The sequence below is a fragment of the Aneurinibacillus aneurinilyticus ATCC 12856 genome (assembly GCF_000466385.1).
GTDB classification, from domain to species: domain Bacteria; phylum Bacillota; class Bacilli; order Aneurinibacillales; family Aneurinibacillaceae; genus Aneurinibacillus; species Aneurinibacillus aneurinilyticus.
The window spans coordinates 35600-57041 of sequence record NZ_KE952802.1 but is presented as its reverse complement, the minus strand read 5'-3'; the positions used below and the strand labels follow the sequence as shown (position 1 = coordinate 57041).

25 protein-coding genes and 1 other annotated feature are annotated in these 21442 nt (G+C 44.0%); of the genes, 23 read left to right on the top strand and 2 right to left on the bottom strand.

Annotated features, from left to right (window positions below; translation table 11 throughout):
- Nucleotides 1-59: 59 nt before the first annotated feature.
- Nucleotides 60-623 (bottom strand): hypothetical protein, encoded by a 564-nt coding sequence (locus HMPREF0083_RS13625; RefSeq protein ID WP_021622029.1) that lies wholly within the window; start codon nt 621-623, stop codon nt 60-62.
- 98 nt (nt 624-721) lie between these two features.
- Between HMPREF0083_RS13625 and HMPREF0083_RS13620 the strand changes: the two genes are divergently transcribed.
- The 10 genes from HMPREF0083_RS13620 (at nt 722) to rsmI (ending at nt 8579) form a co-directional block, all read left to right on the top strand.
- On the top strand, nt 722-1486 hold the full coding sequence (locus tag HMPREF0083_RS13620; RefSeq protein ID WP_040302763.1) for a hypothetical protein: 765 nt from the start codon (nt 722-724) through the stop codon (nt 1484-1486).
- Entirely contained in the window at nt 1470-1745 is a 276-nt protein-coding gene (locus HMPREF0083_RS13615) for a sigma factor G inhibitor Gin (RefSeq protein WP_021622027.1), read from the top strand. Before HMPREF0083_RS13620 ends, HMPREF0083_RS13615 begins: the two co-directional genes overlap by 17 nt.
- A 130-nt stretch (nt 1746-1875) precedes the next feature.
- Nucleotides 1876-3366, top strand: a complete 1491-nt coding sequence (locus tag HMPREF0083_RS13610) for an aminotransferase class I/II-fold pyridoxal phosphate-dependent enzyme (RefSeq protein WP_021622026.1) — start codon at nt 1876-1878, stop codon at nt 3364-3366.
- Between the two features lie 47 nt (nt 3367-3413).
- Entirely contained in the window at nt 3414-4091 is a 678-nt protein-coding gene (tmk, locus tag HMPREF0083_RS13605) for a dTMP kinase (protein WP_148315971.1), read from the top strand.
- Nucleotides 4092-4215: 124 nt separating this feature from the next.
- Nucleotides 4216-4659, top strand: coding sequence for a YaaR family protein (locus HMPREF0083_RS13600; protein ID WP_240961428.1), 444 nt, complete (start codon nt 4216-4218; stop codon nt 4657-4659).
- A gap of 31 nt (nt 4660-4690) precedes the next feature.
- Nucleotides 4691-5668: a DNA polymerase III subunit delta' gene (gene holB, locus HMPREF0083_RS13595; protein ID WP_021622023.1), complete on the top strand. Its 978-nt coding sequence runs from the start codon at nt 4691-4693 to the stop codon at nt 5666-5668.
- 4 nt (nt 5669-5672) lie between these two features.
- Complete coding sequence (locus tag HMPREF0083_RS13590; protein WP_021622022.1) at nt 5673-6485, top strand: PSP1 domain-containing protein; 813 nt, start codon at nt 5673-5675, stop codon at nt 6483-6485.
- Nucleotides 6486-6506: 21 nt separating this feature from the next.
- Nucleotides 6507-6881 carry a DNA replication initiation control protein YabA gene (yabA, locus tag HMPREF0083_RS13585; protein ID WP_040302761.1) on the top strand — a complete coding sequence of 125 codons (375 nt, stop codon included), beginning with the start codon at nt 6507-6509 and terminating at the stop codon, nt 6879-6881.
- A gap of 58 nt (nt 6882-6939) precedes the next feature.
- Nucleotides 6940-7695, top strand: coding sequence for a tRNA1(Val) (adenine(37)-N6)-methyltransferase (locus tag HMPREF0083_RS13580; protein WP_021622020.1), 756 nt, complete (start codon nt 6940-6942; stop codon nt 7693-7695).
- Nucleotides 7696-7697: 2 nt separating this feature from the next.
- Nucleotides 7698-8579, top strand: a complete 882-nt coding sequence (rsmI, locus tag HMPREF0083_RS13575) for a 16S rRNA (cytidine(1402)-2'-O)-methyltransferase (RefSeq protein WP_021622019.1) — start codon at nt 7698-7700, stop codon at nt 8577-8579.
- Nucleotides 8580-8623: 44 nt separating this feature from the next.
- Here the strand turns inward: rsmI and HMPREF0083_RS13570 are convergent, their stop codons facing one another.
- A complete protein-coding gene (locus HMPREF0083_RS13570) occupies nt 8624-8875 on the bottom strand; it encodes an AbrB/MazE/SpoVT family DNA-binding domain-containing protein (protein ID WP_040302760.1) in 252 nt (83 codons plus the stop codon).
- A gap of 451 nt (nt 8876-9326) precedes the next feature.
- Nucleotides 9327-9568 (top strand) — a binding site (T-box leader).
- A 107-nt stretch (nt 9569-9675) separates the two neighbouring features.
- Between HMPREF0083_RS13570 and metG the strand changes: the two genes are divergently transcribed.
- From metG to glmU, 13 genes are all read left to right on the top strand, one after another.
- On the top strand, nt 9676-11664 hold the full coding sequence (metG, locus tag HMPREF0083_RS13565) for a methionine--tRNA ligase (protein ID WP_021622017.1): 1989 nt from the start codon (nt 9676-9678) through the stop codon (nt 11662-11664).
- Nucleotides 11665-11697: 33 nt separating this feature from the next.
- A complete protein-coding gene (locus tag HMPREF0083_RS13560; RefSeq protein WP_021622016.1) occupies nt 11698-12471 on the top strand; it encodes a TatD family hydrolase in 774 nt (257 codons plus the stop codon).
- A gap of 178 nt (nt 12472-12649) precedes the next feature.
- Nucleotides 12650-13732 (top strand): 3D domain-containing protein, encoded by a 1083-nt coding sequence (locus HMPREF0083_RS13555; RefSeq protein WP_051354655.1) that lies wholly within the window; start codon nt 12650-12652, stop codon nt 13730-13732.
- 145 nt (nt 13733-13877) lie between these two features.
- Entirely contained in the window at nt 13878-14423 is a 546-nt protein-coding gene (rnmV, locus tag HMPREF0083_RS13550; RefSeq protein WP_021622014.1) for a ribonuclease M5, read from the top strand.
- A gap of 2 nt (nt 14424-14425) precedes the next feature.
- Entirely contained in the window at nt 14426-15304 is an 879-nt protein-coding gene (gene rsmA / locus HMPREF0083_RS13545) for a 16S rRNA (adenine(1518)-N(6)/adenine(1519)-N(6))-dimethyltransferase RsmA (RefSeq protein ID WP_021622013.1), read from the top strand.
- Between the two features lie 162 nt (nt 15305-15466).
- Complete coding sequence (yabG, locus tag HMPREF0083_RS13540) at nt 15467-16336, top strand: sporulation peptidase YabG (RefSeq protein WP_040302757.1); 870 nt, start codon at nt 15467-15469, stop codon at nt 16334-16336.
- A gap of 259 nt (nt 16337-16595) precedes the next feature.
- Nucleotides 16596-16868 carry a biofilm formation stimulator Veg gene (gene veg, locus HMPREF0083_RS13535; RefSeq protein ID WP_021622011.1) on the top strand — a complete coding sequence of 91 codons (273 nt, stop codon included), beginning with the start codon at nt 16596-16598 and terminating at the stop codon, nt 16866-16868.
- Between the two features lie 77 nt (nt 16869-16945).
- Nucleotides 16946-17131 (top strand): small, acid-soluble spore protein, alpha/beta type, encoded by a 186-nt coding sequence (locus HMPREF0083_RS13530; protein ID WP_040302756.1) that lies wholly within the window; start codon nt 16946-16948, stop codon nt 17129-17131.
- A 183-nt stretch (nt 17132-17314) separates the two neighbouring features.
- Entirely contained in the window at nt 17315-18172 is an 858-nt protein-coding gene (ispE, locus tag HMPREF0083_RS13525) for a 4-(cytidine 5'-diphospho)-2-C-methyl-D-erythritol kinase (protein WP_040302771.1), read from the top strand.
- Between the two features lie 72 nt (nt 18173-18244).
- Nucleotides 18245-19072, top strand: coding sequence for a pur operon repressor (purR, locus tag HMPREF0083_RS13520; RefSeq protein ID WP_021622008.1), 828 nt, complete (start codon nt 18245-18247; stop codon nt 19070-19072).
- Nucleotides 19073-19088: 16 nt separating this feature from the next.
- The gene (locus tag HMPREF0083_RS13515; RefSeq protein WP_021622007.1) at nt 19089-19466 is read left to right on the top strand and encodes a RidA family protein; all 378 of its coding nucleotides are present in this window, start codon (nt 19089-19091) and stop codon (nt 19464-19466) included.
- A gap of 135 nt (nt 19467-19601) precedes the next feature.
- Complete coding sequence (gene spoVG / locus HMPREF0083_RS13510; protein ID WP_021622006.1) at nt 19602-19895, top strand: septation regulator SpoVG; 294 nt, start codon at nt 19602-19604, stop codon at nt 19893-19895.
- Between the two features lie 168 nt (nt 19896-20063).
- The gene (gene glmU / locus HMPREF0083_RS13505; RefSeq protein ID WP_021622005.1) at nt 20064-21428 is read left to right on the top strand and encodes a bifunctional UDP-N-acetylglucosamine diphosphorylase/glucosamine-1-phosphate N-acetyltransferase GlmU; all 1365 of its coding nucleotides are present in this window, start codon (nt 20064-20066) and stop codon (nt 21426-21428) included.
- The last annotated feature ends 14 nt before the right edge of the window (nt 21429-21442 follow it).

Sequence of the window (21442 nt, the reverse complement as noted above, 5' to 3'; positions counted from 1 at the left end):
AATAAATGAACCCCCTTATCTGAGCAATCAGATAAGGGGGTTTTATGTATGGTGTGTTATTAGCCGAAAGTTGAATATAAGCCGATCCCTTGTTTTTCATGTTTTACTACAAATCCTTTTTGTTCTTTTTTCCATTTTTGCACACGCAACACTGTAAGCAAACGTGGAATACTAAGAGTAATATGTAATACAAGCATTAAAAAGCCGTGTTGTAAGCCCCACCAGGCCATTACTAATAACCCTGCAGCATTCCCAAAAAAGAAAAACATCCACTCAATCTGCTGATAATCAGAAATGGAAAGTGGGAGTTTTGTTCGCCATCCTCCCCATGGGGAAAGGAACGCATCAATGTGCCAACGCATCGAAAGCGAAGATATAAAGCAATATAAGAAAAAAGAAAATCCCTGTAGCAGCCAAAGAAGCGCGAGATAACCAAACGATTGTATAATATTTTGGTTGGTTATCTGTAAATATTGTTCCGCAAAAAATACGGCAGCAAAAATAATAAACAACTGTATTATGATCATAGATAATTTCCAGCGATATCGGTAGTGGAGTGTATAGCTGTAAATTGTTGTATTCTGTTTCTCCCATTTTCCCTTATTAATTTTTTCTGACTTCATCCCTTGAACTCCCTCGTGCAATAAATATCAAGTCTAATTTATTATGTCTTATGGATTTATAGGTCGTTATTCCCTTTATCGGATTTGGAGGGAGGATTTTGCATACTGCATTGGAACTGATTTTTCCAGTTATTTATATCGGAGAAGAAAAATCTCAAGCTATTGTTCTGGGAGTGGATTCTTCCCATACGAAAAAGGGGGCTAATCTGCGACGAACATTTAGCGAATACGGTATCCCGATTCTTGTCATGCCGATAAAAGAGGCGGAAACAGTGCGTACCTTTTATAAAAATTATCTTTCAACCCGGTTTTTCAATGAAGAACTATTATATGAAGAATGTAAGCATCGAAAAGCTGATTACATAATCGTACGTCGTGCTCTTGGACTAGAGCCGGGCATTGGGCAAAAGAGAAGCGAAATATCCGAAAAAGAAGCTCTAAAGTGGCTGAAACAAGCCATTTTTTTCTCAACTTCCCTTGAAGAGAAGTTAGGGCGAACATTAAAAAAAGATGTAATGTTTGGTATTTGGGAAGACGCAAAAACTAAACTAACGGAGTATGTTATAGAAGAGCTGAACAAACGGAATTATGGTTTTCGAATTTTTACAAAGAATAGAGAAACTGTTTATCCGCTCCAAAAAAATATTGTATTATGCGAAGATAAATGGGAAGCTGTAGAAGAGGTATCAGGATTGTTTATTCTTTCGCCCGGCTTGCCGGTTTCTCAAATTCCCATAAAAGAATGGGCAAGGCAAATGGTTAGGATGAGTCATGCAACACTTATCGATCCGTACGGTCTGTATGAGCCTGAAGAAATAGAAAGCATTGGGTATCATTATATAAGTTATGGAAGGTGTTACTAATCTTTTTATTCATATGTATAAAATAGAAAAGAATGGGGAAGAATGGCGTAAAAAAGACGAAGGTGAGATTATGATGACGGAGCAGGAAAACCGCAGCTGCATTGTATGCGGCAATGAAGAGACACAGGGTATCTTTATTTTTGATTCATTTGTTTGTCAGCGGTGTGAACAGGAAATTGTAACAACAGATGCTTCGGAAGATAAATATCGCTTCTTTATCAGGCAAATGCGTAGCATTTGGCTAAAGCAAAACGCTTAACCCTTCTTGAAAATAAGAAGGGTTTTTTTTATCTGTTTTAACGGACGGTAATACGACTACTCAGAGAAGTTTTATTTTATGGAACAATTATGAGAACAAACACATTTCAACAGTATAGGAGGCTATCGGAATGAATCATAAAGAAGCGCCATTATATGAGGCTCTATGTATGTATGAAGGGAATTGTCATCAATCTCTTCATGTGCCGGGGCACAAGGATGGGAATACGTTTGATGGAGAAGCAATGTTACATTTCCATTCTATATTAAAGGTAGATGCAACAGAAATAAACGGCCTGGATGATCTGCATCATCCAACAGGGGTAATTGCTAGGGCGCAGGAATTGGCAGCTGATGCGTTCGGAGCTGAACACACATTTTTTCTGATAGGAGGCTCAACAGCAGGAAATCTAGCTGCGGCACTTACATTGTGTAATCCTGGTGATGTGATATTAGTTCAACGCAACGCTCATAAATCCGTATTTAATGGTCTGATGTTAGCCGGAGCTCAACCGGTATATGTTCTTCCAGATATTGAACCGGACACGCAGGTAGCTGCAGGAATTAATCCCGAACACTTGCAGATAGCTTTATGTAAGTATCCGCAGGCCAAAGCGGCCTGGATTACAAACCCGAATTATTATGGAATGGGACAGAACGTTGCTGAGTTAGCGAATATATGCCACCAGGCCGGGATTCCACTTATCGTAGATGAGGCACACGGGGCACATTTTGGACAGGCTGATGTGGTGCCTTCTTCCTCCTTGCAGGTTGGCGCAGATCTTGTTATCCAATCGACGCATAAAATGTTGACTGCAATGACGATGGCTTCCATGTTGCATGTTCAAGGTACGCTTATTCCAAGAGAGAAACTTGCCGGTGTGCTTGCTATGGTACAATCAAGCAGCCCCTCTTATCCATTAATGGCTTCCCTAGATGTTTCGCGCCGTCATCTCGTTATTCAGGGACGCACGCAACTCTCCTATACAGTCGAAAAGCTGGAACGTTATAGAATTGATGTAGCTAAAGAATTGCAACATCTTTCGATATGGGAGCAAGCCAATGACAAAACTGCTTGTGTGCACAACCGGGATCCGCTTAAGTGGGTGCTAAAATCAAAACATAGCTCCATAACAGGGTATCAGCTATTGGAATATCTTCAGGATAAAGGCTGCGTAGCAGAAATGGCTGATGTCCGTAATGTTGTACTTGTTTTTTCTATAGATGTCCGAGATGAGGATATTGAACGAATGGTATCAATAATTAGAAAGATAGACGAAGAAATAGGGGAGCATCGGCTCGCAGGGGATAGGGCACAAGCTGATGATACGTGGGATATAACCGGAATGTTATCGGGTGTTCAATCGTTTATTGAACCTGCCATCCCACTTCGGGAAGCATTTTACAAGAAGAGTGAGGAAGTAACGCTTCAGGAGGCAATTGGAAGATATAGCGCAGAGATGATTATTCCGTATCCACCAGGAATCCCTTTGCTTACACCAGGTGAAATTATAACATCTGCACATATCGAGGCCATCCGCCGCATTAAAAGGGCCGGTGGTTACTTTCAGGGGGCTTCTGATGAGAAGCTGGAGAAGATGTTCGTACTGGTAAACCTGTAGCTTTTCGATTATGATAACATCATACAAAACAAGGGAGGATGCAACCGTTGAGAGGTTGTTTTGTTACATTTGAAGGAACTGATGGGTCGGGTAAGACCACCCAGATTAAACTATTGTACAGTTTTTTACGAGAGAAAGGCTATGATGTCATGCTCACCAGAGAACCGGGCGGCACGAATATCAGCGATAGCATTCGAGCCTTGCTATTGGATCCGCAAAACCGTGAAATGAAGAAGGAGACCGAGGTTTTGCTATACGCCGCTTCTCGGGCCCAGCACGTTCGTGAGAAGATTATCCCTGCACTTGAGCGGGGAGTCATTGTGCTGTGTGATCGATTTGTAGATGCCAGTTTGGCTTACCAGGGGTACGGACTCGAACTTCCATTAGAAAAAATTATGGAAATTAACCGCTTTGCAACCGGTGGTTTGACTCCGGATATAACCTATTTTCTCGATTTACCGTCTGAGATTAGCAGGGAGCGGCTGCAGCGGCGCTTCAGCTTGCATGAAGGACCGGACCGTATCGAAAGTAAACCAGATGAGTATCATCAGAAGGTAAAACAGGGATTTTCTGCTATTTGTAGCGAAAATGAGGACCGGATTGTTAAAATAAATGCGGCACGCGATATTGATACCTTGCATGAAGCTATTCGTGTCCACTTTTTGAGCTATCTTGCTGCTAATACGCTGACTCCATCCTTTTTATCCCAATCAGATGAGCAGTAAGTCCCTCCTCTTATGTTTGCTGGGAAGGGAATGAACATTATTACAAGCAGGCCGAAAAATGCCGATTCGTATAGTAAACATACAGACGCAAACTGTAAAATAATTAATGAAAAGGATGGTTTCCATGCGAATTGGAGAAAACATGCCAATCGATAAAATGCTAGGAATTGAGCCAAAGCAGAAAGAGCTTCCCCAGTATTATGTCGATTTTGACGAAGTTATGCAAAATCGCAGTCAGCAGCTTAATGTTGAGAAATTTAATAAACTTATTGAGCAAATCGATATGCAGGGTGAGCGACTTGCAAAATCACGCACGATTAAAGATTTAAAAGAATATAAGACTTTAGTCAAAAACTTTATGGAAGAAGCGGTAAAAAACGGTGTTGCACTGGAAGAGAGGCATGGCTTCAGTCGGCGTGGACGCAGTAAAGTATACAAAATTATTACGGAAGTAGACAAAAAGCTGACAGAAGTAACGGATGCAGTGCTGCAAAAAGAGCAGAAAGGCATCAATATTCTTGATACGATTGGTGAAGTTAGAGGTTTGCTAATCAATATGTATATGTGATAAATCAGCGAAAGAAGTGTGGACTGATATTATGTGGAGTGAGTTTGCTGCACAGAGGCAGGCCGCGGAGCTGCTGCACCGTAGCCTTAGGAATGACCGACTTTCACATGCATACCTCTTTTCTGGAGTCAGAGGAGCCGGGAAAAGAAAAATGGCGAAGCATCTTGCCCAGGCTGTTTTTTGCCTGCGGCGGGATGGCGATAGTTGTGGGGAGTGCAAGAACTGTCGGTTGATCGAAGAAGGCAATCATCTGGATGTACATTGGATTGAACCCGAGAAAAATATCATCCGCATTAAACAAATCGAAGATCTGCAGAAGAAGTTCTCCTACCGGGCGGCAGAATCGAGTCATAAAGTATATATAATGGAAGAAGCTGAAAAAATGAATCAGGAAGCAACCAACCGGTTGCTAAAATTTCTGGAAGAGCCCCCTCAGGGAGTTGTTGCCATTCTGCTCACCAGCAATATCCATGATTTGCTTCCTACTATTCTATCCCGCTGCCAAATCGTCTCCTTTCATGCTCCTTCATCTGAAGCCATCGCAGAACGGCTTGAGCAGGAAGGGATAAAGCAAGGATTGGCCAGAGCAGCTGCGCGAATTGCTAACGATATGGATGAAGCACGCACATTATGCCAATTAGAATCGTTTGCGCATTTGAGAAGCCTAGTGATACAATTAAGTGAGGATATAATGGAGCGAGGCACATATGCTCTCGTTACCATTCATGATAAACTTCTCAAGCAGGAAAAAGATCCTGACAAAATTGACCTGTTTCTTGATTTATTGTTGCTCTGGTTCCGCGATTTATTGCTTTTTTTGCTGGGACAGGAATCCCAGATTACGAATAATGATCAGATGGAGCCCATTCAGAAACAGGCATTACGCATCAGTCAGCGCAGACTTGTTGATGGAATGGGAACAATCCTGGTAACGAAAAACAGGCTTACGCACTATGCGAACCTGCAGTTATCCTTGGAAGATATGGTGCTTCGTCTGCAGGAGGGATAACATTTTGTTTGATGTTGTAGGTGTCCGCTTTAAAAAAGCGGGGAAGATATATTATTTTGATCCGGGAGAATTCCCGATTGAGAACCAAGACCACGTTATTGTAGAGACGGCGCGGGGTGTGGAGTACGGACAAGTTGTTATCGGCCGTAAGCAGGTAGACGATAATGATGTCGTACTGCCACTGAAGAAAGTGCTTCGCATTGCGGATGATCAGGATCGTTTTCAGGTGGAAGACAACCATAAATTGGCGAAGGAAGCATTTAACACATGCCAGGAGAAAATTGTTATCCACAAGCTCGAAATGAAGCTGGTTGATGTAGAATACACGTTTGACAAGAACAAAATCATTTTCTATTTTACGGCAGATGGTCGGGTGGATTTCAGAGAATTGGTTAAGGATTTAGCTGCTATTTTTCGCACACGCATCGAGCTTCGGCAAATCGGTGTACGTGATGAAGCGAAGATGCTCGGTGGCATCGGTCCATGTGGCCGTATCCTCTGTTGCTCTACATTCCTTGGAGATTTTGAACCGGTGTCGATTAAGATGGCGAAAGATCAAAACCTATCATTAAATCCGGCTAAAATCTCCGGATTGTGCGGACGGCTGATGTGCTGCCTGAAATATGAAAATGATAATTATGAAAGCGCGAAGGACGAGCTGCCGGATGTTGGCAAGGAAGTGGCAACGCCAATGGGATATGGCCGTGTTGTAGGTTTGAACATTCTGGAGCGCAAAGTTCAGATAAACATGTATGAAGCCGAACAGATTATGGAACTGCCTCTTGAAGAAATTAGCGTGGTTGAGAAGGTGCAGTAGAGAATAACTGAGGTGGGGATTGTGAACAAACAGAGCATGTTTCACCAGCTCGCGTTAATTGAGGAAAAAGTAGGCGGATTATATGAGGAAATCGGCCATTTGAAAAATGCGCTGCTGGAGCTTATGGAAGAAAACAAGAATCTCTTGATAGAGAATCAACACCTTAGAGAGCGTCTACAGCAGCGCGAAACAGAGCTTGAGAAAAAAGAGAAGCGTCAAAGTAGCGGGGTAAAAGCAAAAAAAGATAAAAAGAAACGGGCAGTTGTCGGAGAAGGGTATGACAATCTGGCACGTTTATACCAAGAAGGTTTCCATATTTGCAATGTGCATTACGGGAGCCTGCGTACAGACGGAGATTGTCTGTTTTGCCTCGCATTCTTAAATAAACAGGGATAACAACAACGACCCGTATACGATTGCGGGTCGTTTTTTGCGAAAGGAACGAGCGCAAGAAATGGAAAGAGTGCATCTGTATCCGGATGAACGGATAGATGATTTATTGACAAAGAATATGAAGATTATCCAGAGCAAAGAAGTGTTCTGCTTCTCTCTGGATGCCGTGCTTTTGTCTCGTTTCGTGTCCCTGCCGATGAAAAGGGGACGGCTCATTGATTTTTGTACTGGAAATGGTGTAATTCCCCTTCTGCTCAGCACACGAACAGAGTGTCTTATCGATGCAGTGGAAATTCAGGAGCGGTTGTACGATATGGCACAACGAAATGTTGCACTGAATGGTTTGGCAGGGCGTATTAACGTGTATCATGGTGATGTGAAAGACGCACATACCTTCTTGCAAAATGGGGGATACGATGTGTTGACCTGTAACCCACCGTATATGCCGGCCATAGGCGGAGATAAGAACAAGAGCAGTCATGTAGCAATCGCACGTCATGAGATCTTGCTCACGCTTGAAGAGATGATCCGGGCCAGTAGTCGCTTGGTCCGTAGTGGCGGAAAAGTGGCATATGTCCATCGTGCAGGCCGAATGGCTGATATCATGACGCTGATGCGCAAATACAGAATTGAGCCAAAACGCATCAGGCTTGTTTATCCGAAGCCGGGAACAGAAGCCAATATGGTGCTAATTGAAGGAACAAGAGATGGAAAGCCGGATATAAAAGTGTTGCCGCCGTTGGTTGTATATAATGAAGACGGAACATACTGTGACGAAATTTATTCCATTTATTACGGAGACAGGAGGGAAGATTAATCATGTTTGTTCAGAAGAGCTTCGTGTCCGGGAAAGAAGAGGGACAGCTATATCTTGTGGCTACACCGATTGGCAACCTTGATGATATGACGGTTCGTGCTATTCATACGCTGCGAGAAGTAGACATTATTGCTGCCGAAGATACAAGGCAGACACGCAAGCTGCTAACCCATTTTCAAATTGAGACAAGGCTTATCAGCTATCATGAACACAACAAAACGGCGAGCGGACCGGAAATCCTTCGTCTTTTAATGGAAGGAAAATCAGTGGCTCTCGTTAGTGACGCCGGTCTTCCCGCCATTTCCGATCCTGGAGAGGATTTGGTGCGTGCCGCGGTAGAAGAGGGGATTACAGTTATACCTATTCCAGGTGCCAATGCCGGCCTTTCAGCTCTTATCGTATCTGGTTTGCCAACGGATAGGTTTGCTTTTCGCGGATTTTTGCCCCGAGATAAAAAAGAACGGCGGGAAGAGCTGGAACGTTTACGCCTCTATCCTGAGACATTGATCTTTTATGAGTCGCCTCATCGAATTAGCAAAACATTGCATGAAATGATGGGGATTCTTGGTGATAGAAAGATAGCGCTTGGAAGAGAGCTAACCAAACGGTACGAGGAATTCATTCGAGGAAGTATGGAAGAAGTTCTACATTTTCTTGAGGAACAGGAAGAGATCAGAGGAGAATTCACCTTAATTGTTGAAGGGAGCACAGAGGTGGAAGAGACTGAAATGGACAGTTGGTGGAGCGGGCTTGATATCGTCACTCACGTTAACGTTCATATTGAAAAAGGTGCAAACAAAAAGGAAGCATTAAAGTTAACAGCCGAAGAGCGTGGATTGCCGAAACGCGAAGTATATAATGAGTATCATCAGAACGAAAAATAAGCTTCCCCGGTTTTAGGGGAAGCTTTTCTATGTGTAAGGCTTGCTTACGCTTTTTGCGTAGTAGGCATCTCGGAAAGACAGCTTCCGCAGATGATTTTGCCTTTATATGTTACAGTTTCTTCCGTGCTACCGCAGAAAATGCAAGCGGGTTCATATTTCTTGAGCATGATGCGCTCCCCGTCTACGTAGATTTCCAGTGCATCCTTTTCCCCAATACCTAGTGTGCGACGAAGTTCAATCGGAATAACGACACGTCCCAGTTCATCTACTTTTCTTACAATACCTGTTGATTTCATGTGTACTACGTCTCCTCTCATAACGAATTAATTTATTCTTGTTTTATCGTCAAAATTCGACAAATCTTTCTTAAACACTATCCTAACAGGATTTTAACTATAGGTCAACCATTTACTGGGATTACTTTATAAGAAATTCTCATTTTATGGAATAAAATTACTTAAAGAGGCAAAAGTGAGGGTTTTAAGTAATATATACAAAGATTATATAACATTTAAAATTGATTTATCTACTATGTAACTAGATATTTTTAGTATATTTTCACAAATAGTTTTTTGAATTTTTATTACACGCACTTTTTTTCGACAAAAAAAGAAAAATTTCGCTATTGATTCGACAAATAAGTAAAATAAAGGGAGGGGAATGCAAGAAAAACTATCGACTTGACGAGACGCCCATAGTAGGGTATAGAATAAAAGGGAAAAGGTAAGGATTATAGATGAATATTGTATCGTGACGATGAAGGGAAGAGTAGTTGCGTGCGCTTTTTTACAGAGAGCCGGCAAAGGTGGAAACCGGTAGAGGCGGCGGGATGAAGATGGCCCCTGAGTTTTTGCTTCCGAGCATGCCGTTTGTTAGGAGGCAACGTTTCCCGCGTTATGGGATAAGAGCCTATCCGTTTGTATCTTTTCTATAGAAGGATACAATGGTAGGGAATTTGGGTGGTACCACGAGAGCTTCTCGTCCCATGTTGGGATAGAGAGCTTTTTTTAATGGACAAGAAAGCGATATCTACTTTCTTCCGAGCGGCTATGCCCGCAAGTTTTTCTTGTTTTTTACGACATTTTTTAGTGAAAGGATGAGCACGTTGAGTAAGCCGACCTACTACATTACAACACCAATTTATTATCCGAGTAATACACTACATATCGGAAATGCGTACACGACTATTGCCTGCGACGCATTGGCCCGCTATAAACGCCTGCGTGGCTATGATGTGTATTATCTGACGGGAACGGATGAGCACGGCCAGAAGCTACAGCAACGCGCAGCGGAAGAAGGCAAGCAGCCCCTTGAATTTATTGATCCGATTGTCGATTGGATTAAAGATTTGTGGGCACGTTTGGATATTTCATACGACGATTTTATCCGGACCACGCAGCAGCGTCATAAGGATGCCGTACAGAAGATTTTTCAGAAGCTTGTGGATAAAGGGGATATCTACCTTGGTGAATACGAAGGTTATTACTGTGTCCCTTGTGAAGCGTTCTGGACAGAGCATCAATCCAAAAAAGACGGAGAGCATATTTGTCCGGATTGTGGTCGACCGGTATCTCTTGTTAAAGAAAAAAGCTATTTCTTTCGTATGTCCAAGTATCAGGAGCGTCTGCTCAAGCATATTGAAGAGCATCCGGAATTTATCCAGCCGGCATCGCGCCGCAATGAGATGGTAAATAACTTCTTAAAGCCGGGTCTAGAAGATTTAAGTGTATCCCGAACATCTTTCGATTGGGGCATCAAACTGCCGAATGATCCGGAACACGTTATCTATGTATGGATTGATGCACTTGCGAATTATATTACAGCGCTTGGTTATATGAGTGATGACGAAACTAAATTCAATCGATATTGGCCGGCTGATGTACACATGATTGGTAAGGATATTCTCCGCTTCCATACAATTTATTGGCCAATTATTTTGATGGCACTTGACCTGCCGCTACCGAAGAAAGTATTCGGTCATGGCTGGCTGCTTATGCCGGATGGTAAAATGTCGAAATCAAAAGGAAATGTCATCGATCCAAAATTCTTAATCGAACGCTATGGCTCCGATTCCATTCGCTATTTCCTGCTTCGTGAGATCGCTTTTGGGCAGGATGGCGTGTTTACGCCAGAAGCGTTCATTCAACGCTTGAATTTTGATTTGGCCAACGATCTTGGTAATCTTGTAAGCCGTACCGTAGCCATGATCGACAAATATTTCGACGGTGTTATTCCGGCGCCAAGTGCTCCAGAGGCGCTTGATGATACGCTGCGGGATGTAGCCCGTAAAGCTGTTGTCGGACTTGAAGAGAATATGGATGAGATGAAATTTGGCAGCGCGCTTTCTCATCTGTGGGAATTGGTCAGCCGTACAAACAAATACATTGATGAAACGATGCCGTGGGTGCTGGCAAAAGATGAGTCTAACAAAGAACGTCTTGGCACAGTAATGTACAATTTGGCGGAAAGCATCCGTATTATCTCCATCGGAATTCAACCGTTCATGACCCATACACCGCATAAAATCTGGGCACAATTGGGTATTACAGAAGGAGAGGACATTACCGGATGGGATGCAGCAAAAGAATGGGGCAAGCTTTTGGCTAATACGAAAATAAATCGTGGTGATGCCTTGTTCCCTCGTCTGGAGCTGGAAAAAGAAATTGCCATCATTGATGAAACAACTGCTGCAGCACGTAAGCAGGCGGAAGAAAACCGGAAACAGAAAGAGCAGGCAAAAACGGAGCAAAAGCACGAGGCTGCTGAGATTAACATTGATGATTTCATGAAAGTGGAATTGCGCGTAGCACAGGTAATTGAAGCTGAGAAAGTTCCAAAGGCGGATAAGCTGTTAAAGCTGCAGCTTGACTTGGGTTTTGAGAGACGACAGGTCGTCTCCGGCATTGCAAAATACTATAGTCCGGAAGAGCTTGTTGGTAAAAAAGTCATCTGCGTTACCAACTTGAAACCAGTAAAATTGCGTGGCGAAATATCAAATGGAATGATTCTTGCCGCTTCTGAAGGGGACAGTCTAACACTTGCGACCGTACCTGAAAGTATGCCAAACGGCGCAATTGTAAAGTAAACGCCGGAAACGCATAAGGAAGGAGCTGGGAGCGTGCTTTTTGACACACATGCCCACCTGAACGATGAAAAATTTAACGATGATAGAGAAGAGACCATTGCCAGAGCAAGGGAAAACGGTGTTTCGTATATTTGTAACATTGGGTATAACCGGGAGACGATCGAGACGTCTCTCGAGTTAACCCGTACGTATGATTTTATCTATACAGCTATCGGCTGGCATCCGCAGGATGCAAAAACATTGACTGATGAAGATTTGGCCTGGATTGAGAAGTTGGCCTCTGAAGAAGACAAGGTAGTAGCTATTGGGGAAATCGGTCTGGACTATTACTGGGATACTTCGCCAAAAGATATACAGCAGAATGTATTTCGTAAGCAAATTCGTCTGGCAAGAAAACTAAAACTCCCGATTATTATCCATGATAGAGATGCACATCAGGATATTCTCGACATTTTACGTGAAGAGAAGGCGGAAGAGGTTGGCGGTATTATGCACTGCTTCTCCGGTAGCCCAGAAATGGCGCGCCAGTGTATCGATATGAATTTTTATATCTCATTAGGTGGCCCGGTAACATTCAAAAATGCCAAGAAACCGAAGGAAGTAGCCGAGATGGTACCGCTTGAACGCCTGCTCATCGAAACCGATTGTCCGTACCTTACTCCGGAGCCATACCGCGGTAAGCGAAACGAAAGCGCATATGTTCGATACGTTGCCGAGAAAATCGCTGAGTTAAAAAATATTTCGTTCGAACAATTAGCTGAAATTACGACGGCAAATGCTAAAAATTTATTCCATATAAAGGAATAGATTGAGTAATAGAGAAATTTTCTGTCTCAGATGTATCAACGGTTGGGACAAGCTATTGAGTCTGAATGCCTATTGAAAATTTGCGAACTTTGTAGAAAAAGATGTAAAAAATTGGTTTGACAAATTTTCAAAGGATCGACTACAATGACTCTCAACCGTTGAAGGAGGCAGATAGACTTTGAAGCAAAATCATATTCAGTCGGATTTTTGGAAGGGTCGAATGTGGATTCTTCTGACCGCTGTTGCGATCCTTGTTCTCTTAAGTCTTGCGCTTTTGGTTAATTCATTGCAAACAAAGAAGTTTACTTTCATAAATGACGGCAAAGCAATGGCCGTAACCACAAAAGCGAAAACGCTAGGAGAATTCCTGGTTGAGAAAGGGATAAAACTAGAAAATTTTGATGAGCTGAATGTAGGGATAGACACAATATTGACAGACGGTATGCAAGTGAGTTACATACCAGGAAGAAAGATAAACATAAACATAGCCGGTCATAAAAAACAAGTTATGACGGCAAAACGTCAGGTAAAAGATATTCTTGCCGAGGAGCATGTGGTGCTTGGACCGTTAGACAAGGTTAAGCCAGCGCTCAATCAACCTGTACAAGAAAATCAGACAGTAACGGTTACACGAATCACCAAAAAATTGGTGAGTAACGAGAAAACGGTAGCCTTCAGTACAAAAGAGCGGGAAGACCGCACCATGCTGCAAGGACAGCAGAAGGTTATTCAGCAGGGCCAGGAAGGAAAAGTACTGGAACGATATGAGGTTGTCTATATCAATGGCAAACCTACGTCAAAGAAGCTTGTCGAAACCGAAAAGCTGCAAGACTGGAAAGATCACATTGTAGCGGTTGGAACGGCACGAATGACAGCTGTATCACGAAGCGAGAGCGATCGGGCATCCAGAGTATCTGAATTGGGAGGAGACTTTACGCCACGCAAAACGCTTCAGGTAAGAATGACTGCTTATTCACCACATGCGTCATCCACAGGAAAAAATCCTGGAGATGCGGATTATGCGATTACAGCGTCAGGAACTACAGCGAAGGAAGGGAGAACCATTGCAGTCGATCCGAGTGTCGTACCCCTCGGCTGGTGGGTTTATATTGAAGGGTATGGTTTTCGTAAGGCTGAAGATACAGGCGGTGCCATTAAAGGCAATAGAATGGACTTATACTTCGCATCTGAAGACGAGGTTCAGAACTTTGGTGTCCAGCGTAAAACCGTGCATGTTATCGGTCCGAATAAACCAAATTAATGGTATGATACAAACAGGGAGAAATTATTTTTCCCTGTCTTTTCTTTTTCGTATTTAGCATACACATCGTCATCTGTTGATTTGTATCTTAGTGTTTTAAAAACCAACAGGATATGTGTATTTCTGAAAAGAGGAAATAAGCGTGATGATTAAAGAAGTTATTGTGGTAGAAGGAAAGTCTGATACAGTCGCCATTAAGCGTGCAGTACAGGCCGATACGATTGAGACTGGCGGTTCGGCTATTCCGAAATGGGTCATCGACCGCATTCGGCGGGCTCAGCATAACCGTGGAGTAATCGTGTTTACTGATCCAGACTATCAGGGAGAACGCATCCGTAAGATTATCAGTCAAGCCGTACCTGGCTGTAAGCATGCATTCATCAAAAAAGCTGAGGGGCAGGGCAAACGTAACTTAGGGGTGGAATATGCATCACCAGAGGTAATACGTAGAGCGCTTGCTGAGGTTCGAACAGAAGCAGAAGCCCCGGCGGAGCAGATTACGATGGCGGATATGATTGATGCTGGTTTGGTCGGCGGAGCACAAGCCAAAGGACGTCGGACGTTGCTGGGCGAGAAACTAGGTATCGGCTACGCGAATGCTCAACAACTGCATAAGCGAATGCTCATGCTGCAGATTACACGTGAAGAATTCGTCGAGGCACTTGCTTCGGTTCTGGCGCAGGAGGAATAGAGATGACAATGCGCGACATTGCAACACCAACAAGAACGAAAGAAATTCTTAAGAAATATGGATTCTCGTTTAAAAAAAGTCTGGGACAAAATTTCCTGGTTGATTTGAACATTTTAAGTAAAATTGTTGATGCTGCTGAGTTAACAAAAGAGAAGGGTGCCATCGAAATCGGACCGGGCATCGGGGCGCTGACCGAGCAATTATCCCGCAGAGCGGGTAAAGTGGTGGCTGTTGAAATCGATCAGCGGCTGTTACCGATTCTGGCTGATACCTTGTCTTCGTATCCGCACACGGAAATCGTTCATGGTGATGTTCTAGAGATGGATTTGGGCACGCTGATTCAGGAGAAATTTTCAGAGCAGGAGAAGGTCAGTGTCGTAGCAAACCTGCCGTATTATGTGACAAGTGCTATTTTAATGAAATTGCTTGAAGAGCGGCTGCCGCTTGAAAACATTGTGGTTATGATCCAGAAGGAAGTAGCCGAACGTATCGCTGCTGGGCCAGGGGGCAAAGAGTACGGCGCATTAAGTGTACTGGCACAGTTCTATGCAGAGGCGGAAGTGGTTACTATTGTGCCGCACAGCGTCTTTATTCCCCAGCCGAATGTTGATTCAGCGGTTCTTCGTCTCCGTATTCGGAACAAACCTGCCGTGGCCGTAGAGAGCGAGGCGATGTTCTACCGGGTTGTCAAAGCCAGCTTTGCACAGCGCCGTAAAACGTTATCAAATAACCTGCTGAATAATCTCTTCGGCAAGGAACGTAAAGAAGAAATGTTGGGTATTCTCGCAGAAGCGGGCATTGAGCCGGCAAGGCGGGGCGAGACGCTTTCGCTCGAGGAATTTGCCCGGTTAAGTAACCTGATTTCCCAGGCTGCTACATAGAATATGTTTGATATCTTGATATGGGCAAGGCGGTCCGAGGTAGGGAAAAGGCTAATGCACCTTCTTTCAACCGCTGAGACTACGATGTACCAAATCAGATGCAGATAGGCAGAACCCCTTTTTCCCGGCAAGCATACGATGTCTAGGGAAGGAGGGGTTTTTGTGTTTACGAATCCGAAGCTTAAAGTTGGTGACATTGTAACAAGGAAATCGCATGGCTATGATATGTTGTTCCAGATTCTCGATATTGACAAAGAAGATAAAACCGCTGCACTTATCGGCCTGGACTATCGGCTCATGGCAGACGCTCCACTTGATGACCTGGTTAAAGTGAATGAGGATGAGATGCAAAAGATGCGAAGCGCCTGCGAACAGAAGCACCTCGAAGCGATGCGGCTCATTCAGCAGGAAAGACGTTCGGCCCGTGAGAAAAACTCATGGCGCCAGGTGAACCACACAAAAGACATAGGAGGGTCCTTCGACTGGCCGGGAAAGGTTCTTCATGTGGATGGAGACAGAGGGTATCTGAAGAAGTGCCTGGCTGTTTATCAGGAATTGAGAGTGCCTACTGTTGGATACCATTATCCTGAGAAAGAGTTTCCAGAAGTAATTCTTTCTCTTTTGAACAAACATAGTCCGGATATTCTGGTGTTGACGGGGCATGATGCTTTGCAGAGCAAAAGAGGACCAGCGGATGATTTGAATAGCTATCGCCACTCAAAATATTTTGTTCAGGCAGTCGAAAAGGCTCGGATGTTTCAGCAGAGCAAGGATGGTTTAGTTATTTTTGCAGGGGCATGCCAATCGCATTTCGAAGCAATTCTAGGAGCGGGAGCGAATTTTGCGAGTTCACCGAAGCGAATTAATATCCACACGCTCGATCCGGTATACATAGCCGAAAAAGTGGCGTATACCTCCATTCAGCAATCGATTAATGTTTTTGACATGGTTAAAAATACAATTACGGGTATTGAAGGAGTAGGAGGCTTGGAGTCGAAAGGATGCTTTCGTTTCGGGATTCCAAAGCCGTAGTTATAATAAGGATGAGTAACCGGGAAATAGCGAGGAAATCTATTCAAGTCGGCCTTTATTCTATCGTAAGATAAAGGTCGACTTGAAGAACCCATTTTATTCAGATACGACTTTTTTATCATTTTTTGATTTTTCAGATTTCAAAACGTTTTCCCGGTAAAAAAATATTGACATCATCCATAAAATCTTGCTATAATAATCAATTTATTTGACATACTATAGAAGTGATGCTATACTTACCTATAGTGAGGTGGTCTGAATGGCGAGAAATACGTTACACGATATAAAACGTAATTTGGATGGGCATATCGGCGAGCGGATTTTGCTCCGAGCGAACGGTGGCCGTCGCAAGACCGTAGAAAGGACGGGAGTTCTTGAAGAAACTTACCCGTCTGTATTTATTGTGAAGCTCGATGAGGACAAGCATTCCTTCGAGCGCGTGTCGTACAGCTATGCAGATGTGCTTACAGAGACAGTGGAACTTACAATTTGCCGCGATGATGAACATATTCGAATCGCCCTTGAACAGTAGGATATCTTATCCTGCTGTTTTTATTTTTCTTTTCTGCACATACTATGCGCACGGGAAAGATAAAGGGGGCTGTATATATGGCACGCAGAAGAGGCGTTATGTCAGAGCAGTTCAAGTATGAGCTTGCAAAGGACCTTGGTTTTTATGAAACTGTACAGCGTGAAGGCTGGGGCGGCATTACCACCCGCGATGCGGGAAATATGGTAAAGCGAGCTATTCAGCTTGCGGAAGAATCGCTGGCGAAACAGAATCCCACAAAGTAACTTTTCCCGGTAAGGACCAGGTAATCTGCCTGGTCTTTTATTATTTTGGGAAAGAAAAAATGTTAGCGAAGTCTCCCTTGCTTATGTTAAGGTCTATGTTCTTCATTTTCTTATCAATTAATGCTAAAATAAGCAAAGCATAAAATGGAAGGGAAGAAGGACTTGGTGAACGACGCTTGCCTTATGGTCAAAGCCCCGGCAAAAATCAACTTAACATTGGATGTATTGGCAAAACGGCCGGATGGCTATCATGAGATTGAGATGGTGATGACGACCATTGACTTGGCCGACAGACTAACTATTTATCCACGGGAAGAAGACAAAATTACGCTTGATTGCACGGTTAGTTATCTGCCGCTTGATGATCGAAACCATGTATATCAAGCAGCGCGGCTCGTTAAAGAGCGATTTGGTATTAAGAGCGGCGTACACATCCATATTGATAAACAAATTCCTATTGCCGCAGGTTTGGCGGGTGGCAGCAGCGATGCAGCAGCAACGATTAAAGGTTTGAACCGATTATGGGATCTGGGTATGAATGTGGAGGAGATGGCCGAGCTGGGTTCGCATGTCGGCTCGGATGTCTCTTTTTGTGTGTATGGTGGGACGGCGTTGGCTCGTGGGCGCGGTGAGAAAATCGAGCCTCTCCCGTCCCCGCCTTCCTGCTGGGTCATTCTTGCGAAGCCGCCGATTGGCGTCTCAACAGGTGAAGTGTACGGCGCATTGCGTATCGATGAATGGAAAGAGGAGCGAAAGTCGGCTGAGATGATCGCGGCCATTCAACGAAGCGACTTCGGTGGAGTATGTCGTGCATTGGGTAATCATCTCGAATCTGTTACACTAGAGATGCATCCACAGGTTCGTCAAATTAAGGAAAGAATGCTGCGATTTGGTGCGGATGGTGTTCTTATGTCAGGAAGCGGACCGACCGTATTTGCTCTGGCGGAACGAGAGTCGCGGATGAACAGAATATACAATGGCTTGCGTGGCTTCTGCAAGGAAGTGTATGCGGTCCGTATTCTGGGGGAAAATAATCGGTAACACTTGCGTAAATCCGTACATAAGTGGTATATTCACTTCATAATATTCGGTTTTTAATACGGAGGAACGTACATGAAAAAGTTACGGAGAAGTGCTCGGCTTGTAGATATGACGCAGCATTTGCTTGCGCGTCCCCATAAACTCATTCCACTTACTTTTTTTGCGGAACAATACGGGGCGGCCAAGTCTTCTATCAGTGAAGACCTATCTATTATTAAAGAATTGTTTGAATCGGAAGGAGTCGGCCTGCTGAGAACAGTAGCAGGCGCGGCAGGCGGCGTAAAATACATTCCGCTGACCAATATTGAAGATGCACGAAGGGGAATGGAACGTCTGTGTCGTACACTGGAAAGTTCCGGTCGCCTCCTTCCTGGCGGATACTTGTATATGGCTGATTTGCTAGGAGATCCGGAAGTGTTGACGGAAATCGGTAAAGTATTTGCTACAGTGTTCGCTGAATCCGAGGCAGATTATGTAATGACTGTGGAAACGAAAGGAATTCCGCTTGCATATGCAACAGCGTATTATTTAAACATTCCTGTTGTAATTGTTCGCCGATACAGCAAGGTGACGGATGGTTCAGTTGTGAGCATTAATTATGTATCCGGCTCAAGCAAGCGAATTCAGACGATGTCACTGGCACGCCGCAGTCTTCCTGAGAATTCCAAGGTGCTTATCGTCGATGATTTCATGAAGGCGGGCGGTACTGCGCGCGGCATGATGGATTTGCTCGAAGAGTTCAAAGCCGAAGTTGTAGGCGTGGGCGTATTTATGGAAACGGCTAATGTAGAAGAACGTCTGGTGGATGATTATGTCTCTTTACTCCGTGTGACAGAGGTGGATGTGAGAGATAAGGAAATCCGCCTTGAGTTAGGTAATTATTTTAAGAATAAAGAATAAACCGGAGGGATGTTGCATGGAACAAATATCTACCAATCAAGCGCCGGCCGCTATCGGTCCTTATTCGCAAGCCATTAAGGTCGGGAACTTTCTGTATACATCCGGTCAAATTCCATTAACGCCGGAAGGAGAGCTTGTGACAGGAGATATTGTAACACAGACGCATCAAGTATTCGCTAACCTTAAAGCAGTATTGGCGGCTGCAAATGCGACGCTGGATCATGTAGTAAAGGTAACGGTCTTCGTCAAGGATATGAATGATTTTGGTGCGATTAATGAAATTTACGGTCAATACTTTGGTGAGCATCGTCCGGCCCGTTCTCTGGTGGAAGTTGCAAGACTGCCGAAGGACGTATCGCTTGAGATTGAACTGGTAGCAGCCCTGGAATGTTAACAATATGTCAGTAGGGTAAAGTTCCAAAATTAAGAAAAAGCTAAAAATTTTTCAAATAGAAGAAGGATTTTTTTCCACCTTTGTTGAATTACAGTTATCAAGCTTCTGATAATTGGAAAAAGGTGGTGAGCAGACATGGAAGTAACGGACGTAAGACTCCGCCGTGTAAACACTGATGGTCGTATGAAAGCGATTTGCTCGATTACGATCGACAATGAATTCGTGGTGCATGACATACGTGTCATTGACGGCAACAACGGTATGTTTGTGGCTATGCCTAGCAAACGTACACCAGAAGGAGAATTCCGCGACATCGCACATCCTATCTCTTCGTCTACTCGCGAGAAGATTCAAGCCGCTGTATTGGCTGAATATGAGCGCGTAGGAGAAATAGAAACAACCGAAGAACTAGTTGAAGAGGGAGCTTAATTCTCAGTTGCACTAAATCAAAGGGGCCTTTTGTAGAGGGGGCCTCTTTTCTTTTGCAATTTGAAGAAAAAGGATGTTGTATTTTTGCATCTCTTTTGCGACTTATCTTGAAATAGAAAGTTAATTAAGATATAGTCATTGTGGAACTTATCGAAATGGGAGGGTACCATGTCAGATAAATTTGCGGTTGTATTGGCTGCGGGCCAAGGAACACGAATGAAATCAAAGCTGTATAAAGTGCTGCATTCCGTCTGTGGCAAGCCGATGGTTCAGCATGTTGTGGACAGCTTGAACGAACTGCAAACAGATCGTATCGTTGTTGTTGTCGGCCATGGGGCAGACAAGGTGAAAGAGCAGCTGGGCAACGATGTCGAATATGCAATGCAGGAAGAACAGCTGGGTACGGCTCACGCAGTGATGCAGGTAGCTCCAATTTTGAAAGGGAGAAAAGGGACGACACTTGTCCTTTCCGGTGACGAACCATTAATTAGCTCTGAGACGCTAGAAGCACTGGTGGCGCACCATGAGGCTAACCAGGCGGCTGCGACCATTCTTACCCGGGTGATGGACAATCCTACAGGATACGGTCGTATTATTCGTGGTGAAGATGGTGGCGTTGAGCGCATTGTTGAACAGAAGGACGCAACAGAAGAAGAACAGCGTGTGAAGGAAATCAATACAGGTACATATTGCTTCGATAATGAGAAGCTTTTTGCCATTCTTGAAAAAGTGGATAACAATAATGCACAAGGTGAGTATTACTTGCCTGATGCGGTTGAAATCCTAAAGAATCAGGGAGAACGCATCGAGGCTTCCATTACGGAAGAGATTACCATCGGCGTTAATGATCGTGTAGCGCTCGCCAAGGCGGAGTCAATGATGAGAGAACGTATTCTTACCAAGCATATGAAAGAAGGCGTTACAATTATTGATCCTTCCAATACGTACATTGAAACGGATGTAGCTATCGGCCGCGATTGCATTATTTATCCGGGTACGTTAATTGGCGCAGGGACTGTTATCGGCGAAGAGTGTATTATCGGCCCTCATACACAGCTTATGAATTGCCAGGTAGGCGATCGTGTGGAAATCAAGCAATCTGTATTGGTAGATAGTCGGGTTGACAGCGAGGCCACGGTTGGTCCGTTCGCGTATATTCGCCCAAATTCTCACATTGGCGAAGGCGCGAAGGTGGGAGACTTCGTAGAAATTAAGAATACGTCGCTTGGCAAAGGTAGCAAAGTATCGCACCTGACCTACTTGGGTGATGCAGAAGTGGGAGCCGATGTAAATGTAGGTTGTGGTACGGTAACAGTAAACTATGATGGTGTGAATAAGTATAAAACGGTAATCAAGGACCGTTCTTTCGTAGGTTGTAATGCGAATCTTGTAGCGCCGGTAACTGTAGGAGAAGGTGCGTATGTGGCCGCTGGATCTACGGTGACGGACGATGTGCCGGATGGCGCGCTGGCAATTGCTCGTGAACGTCAGACGAACAAAGAAGGTTACGCAAAAAATATTAGAGAGAAATAAACAAGTATGAAAGG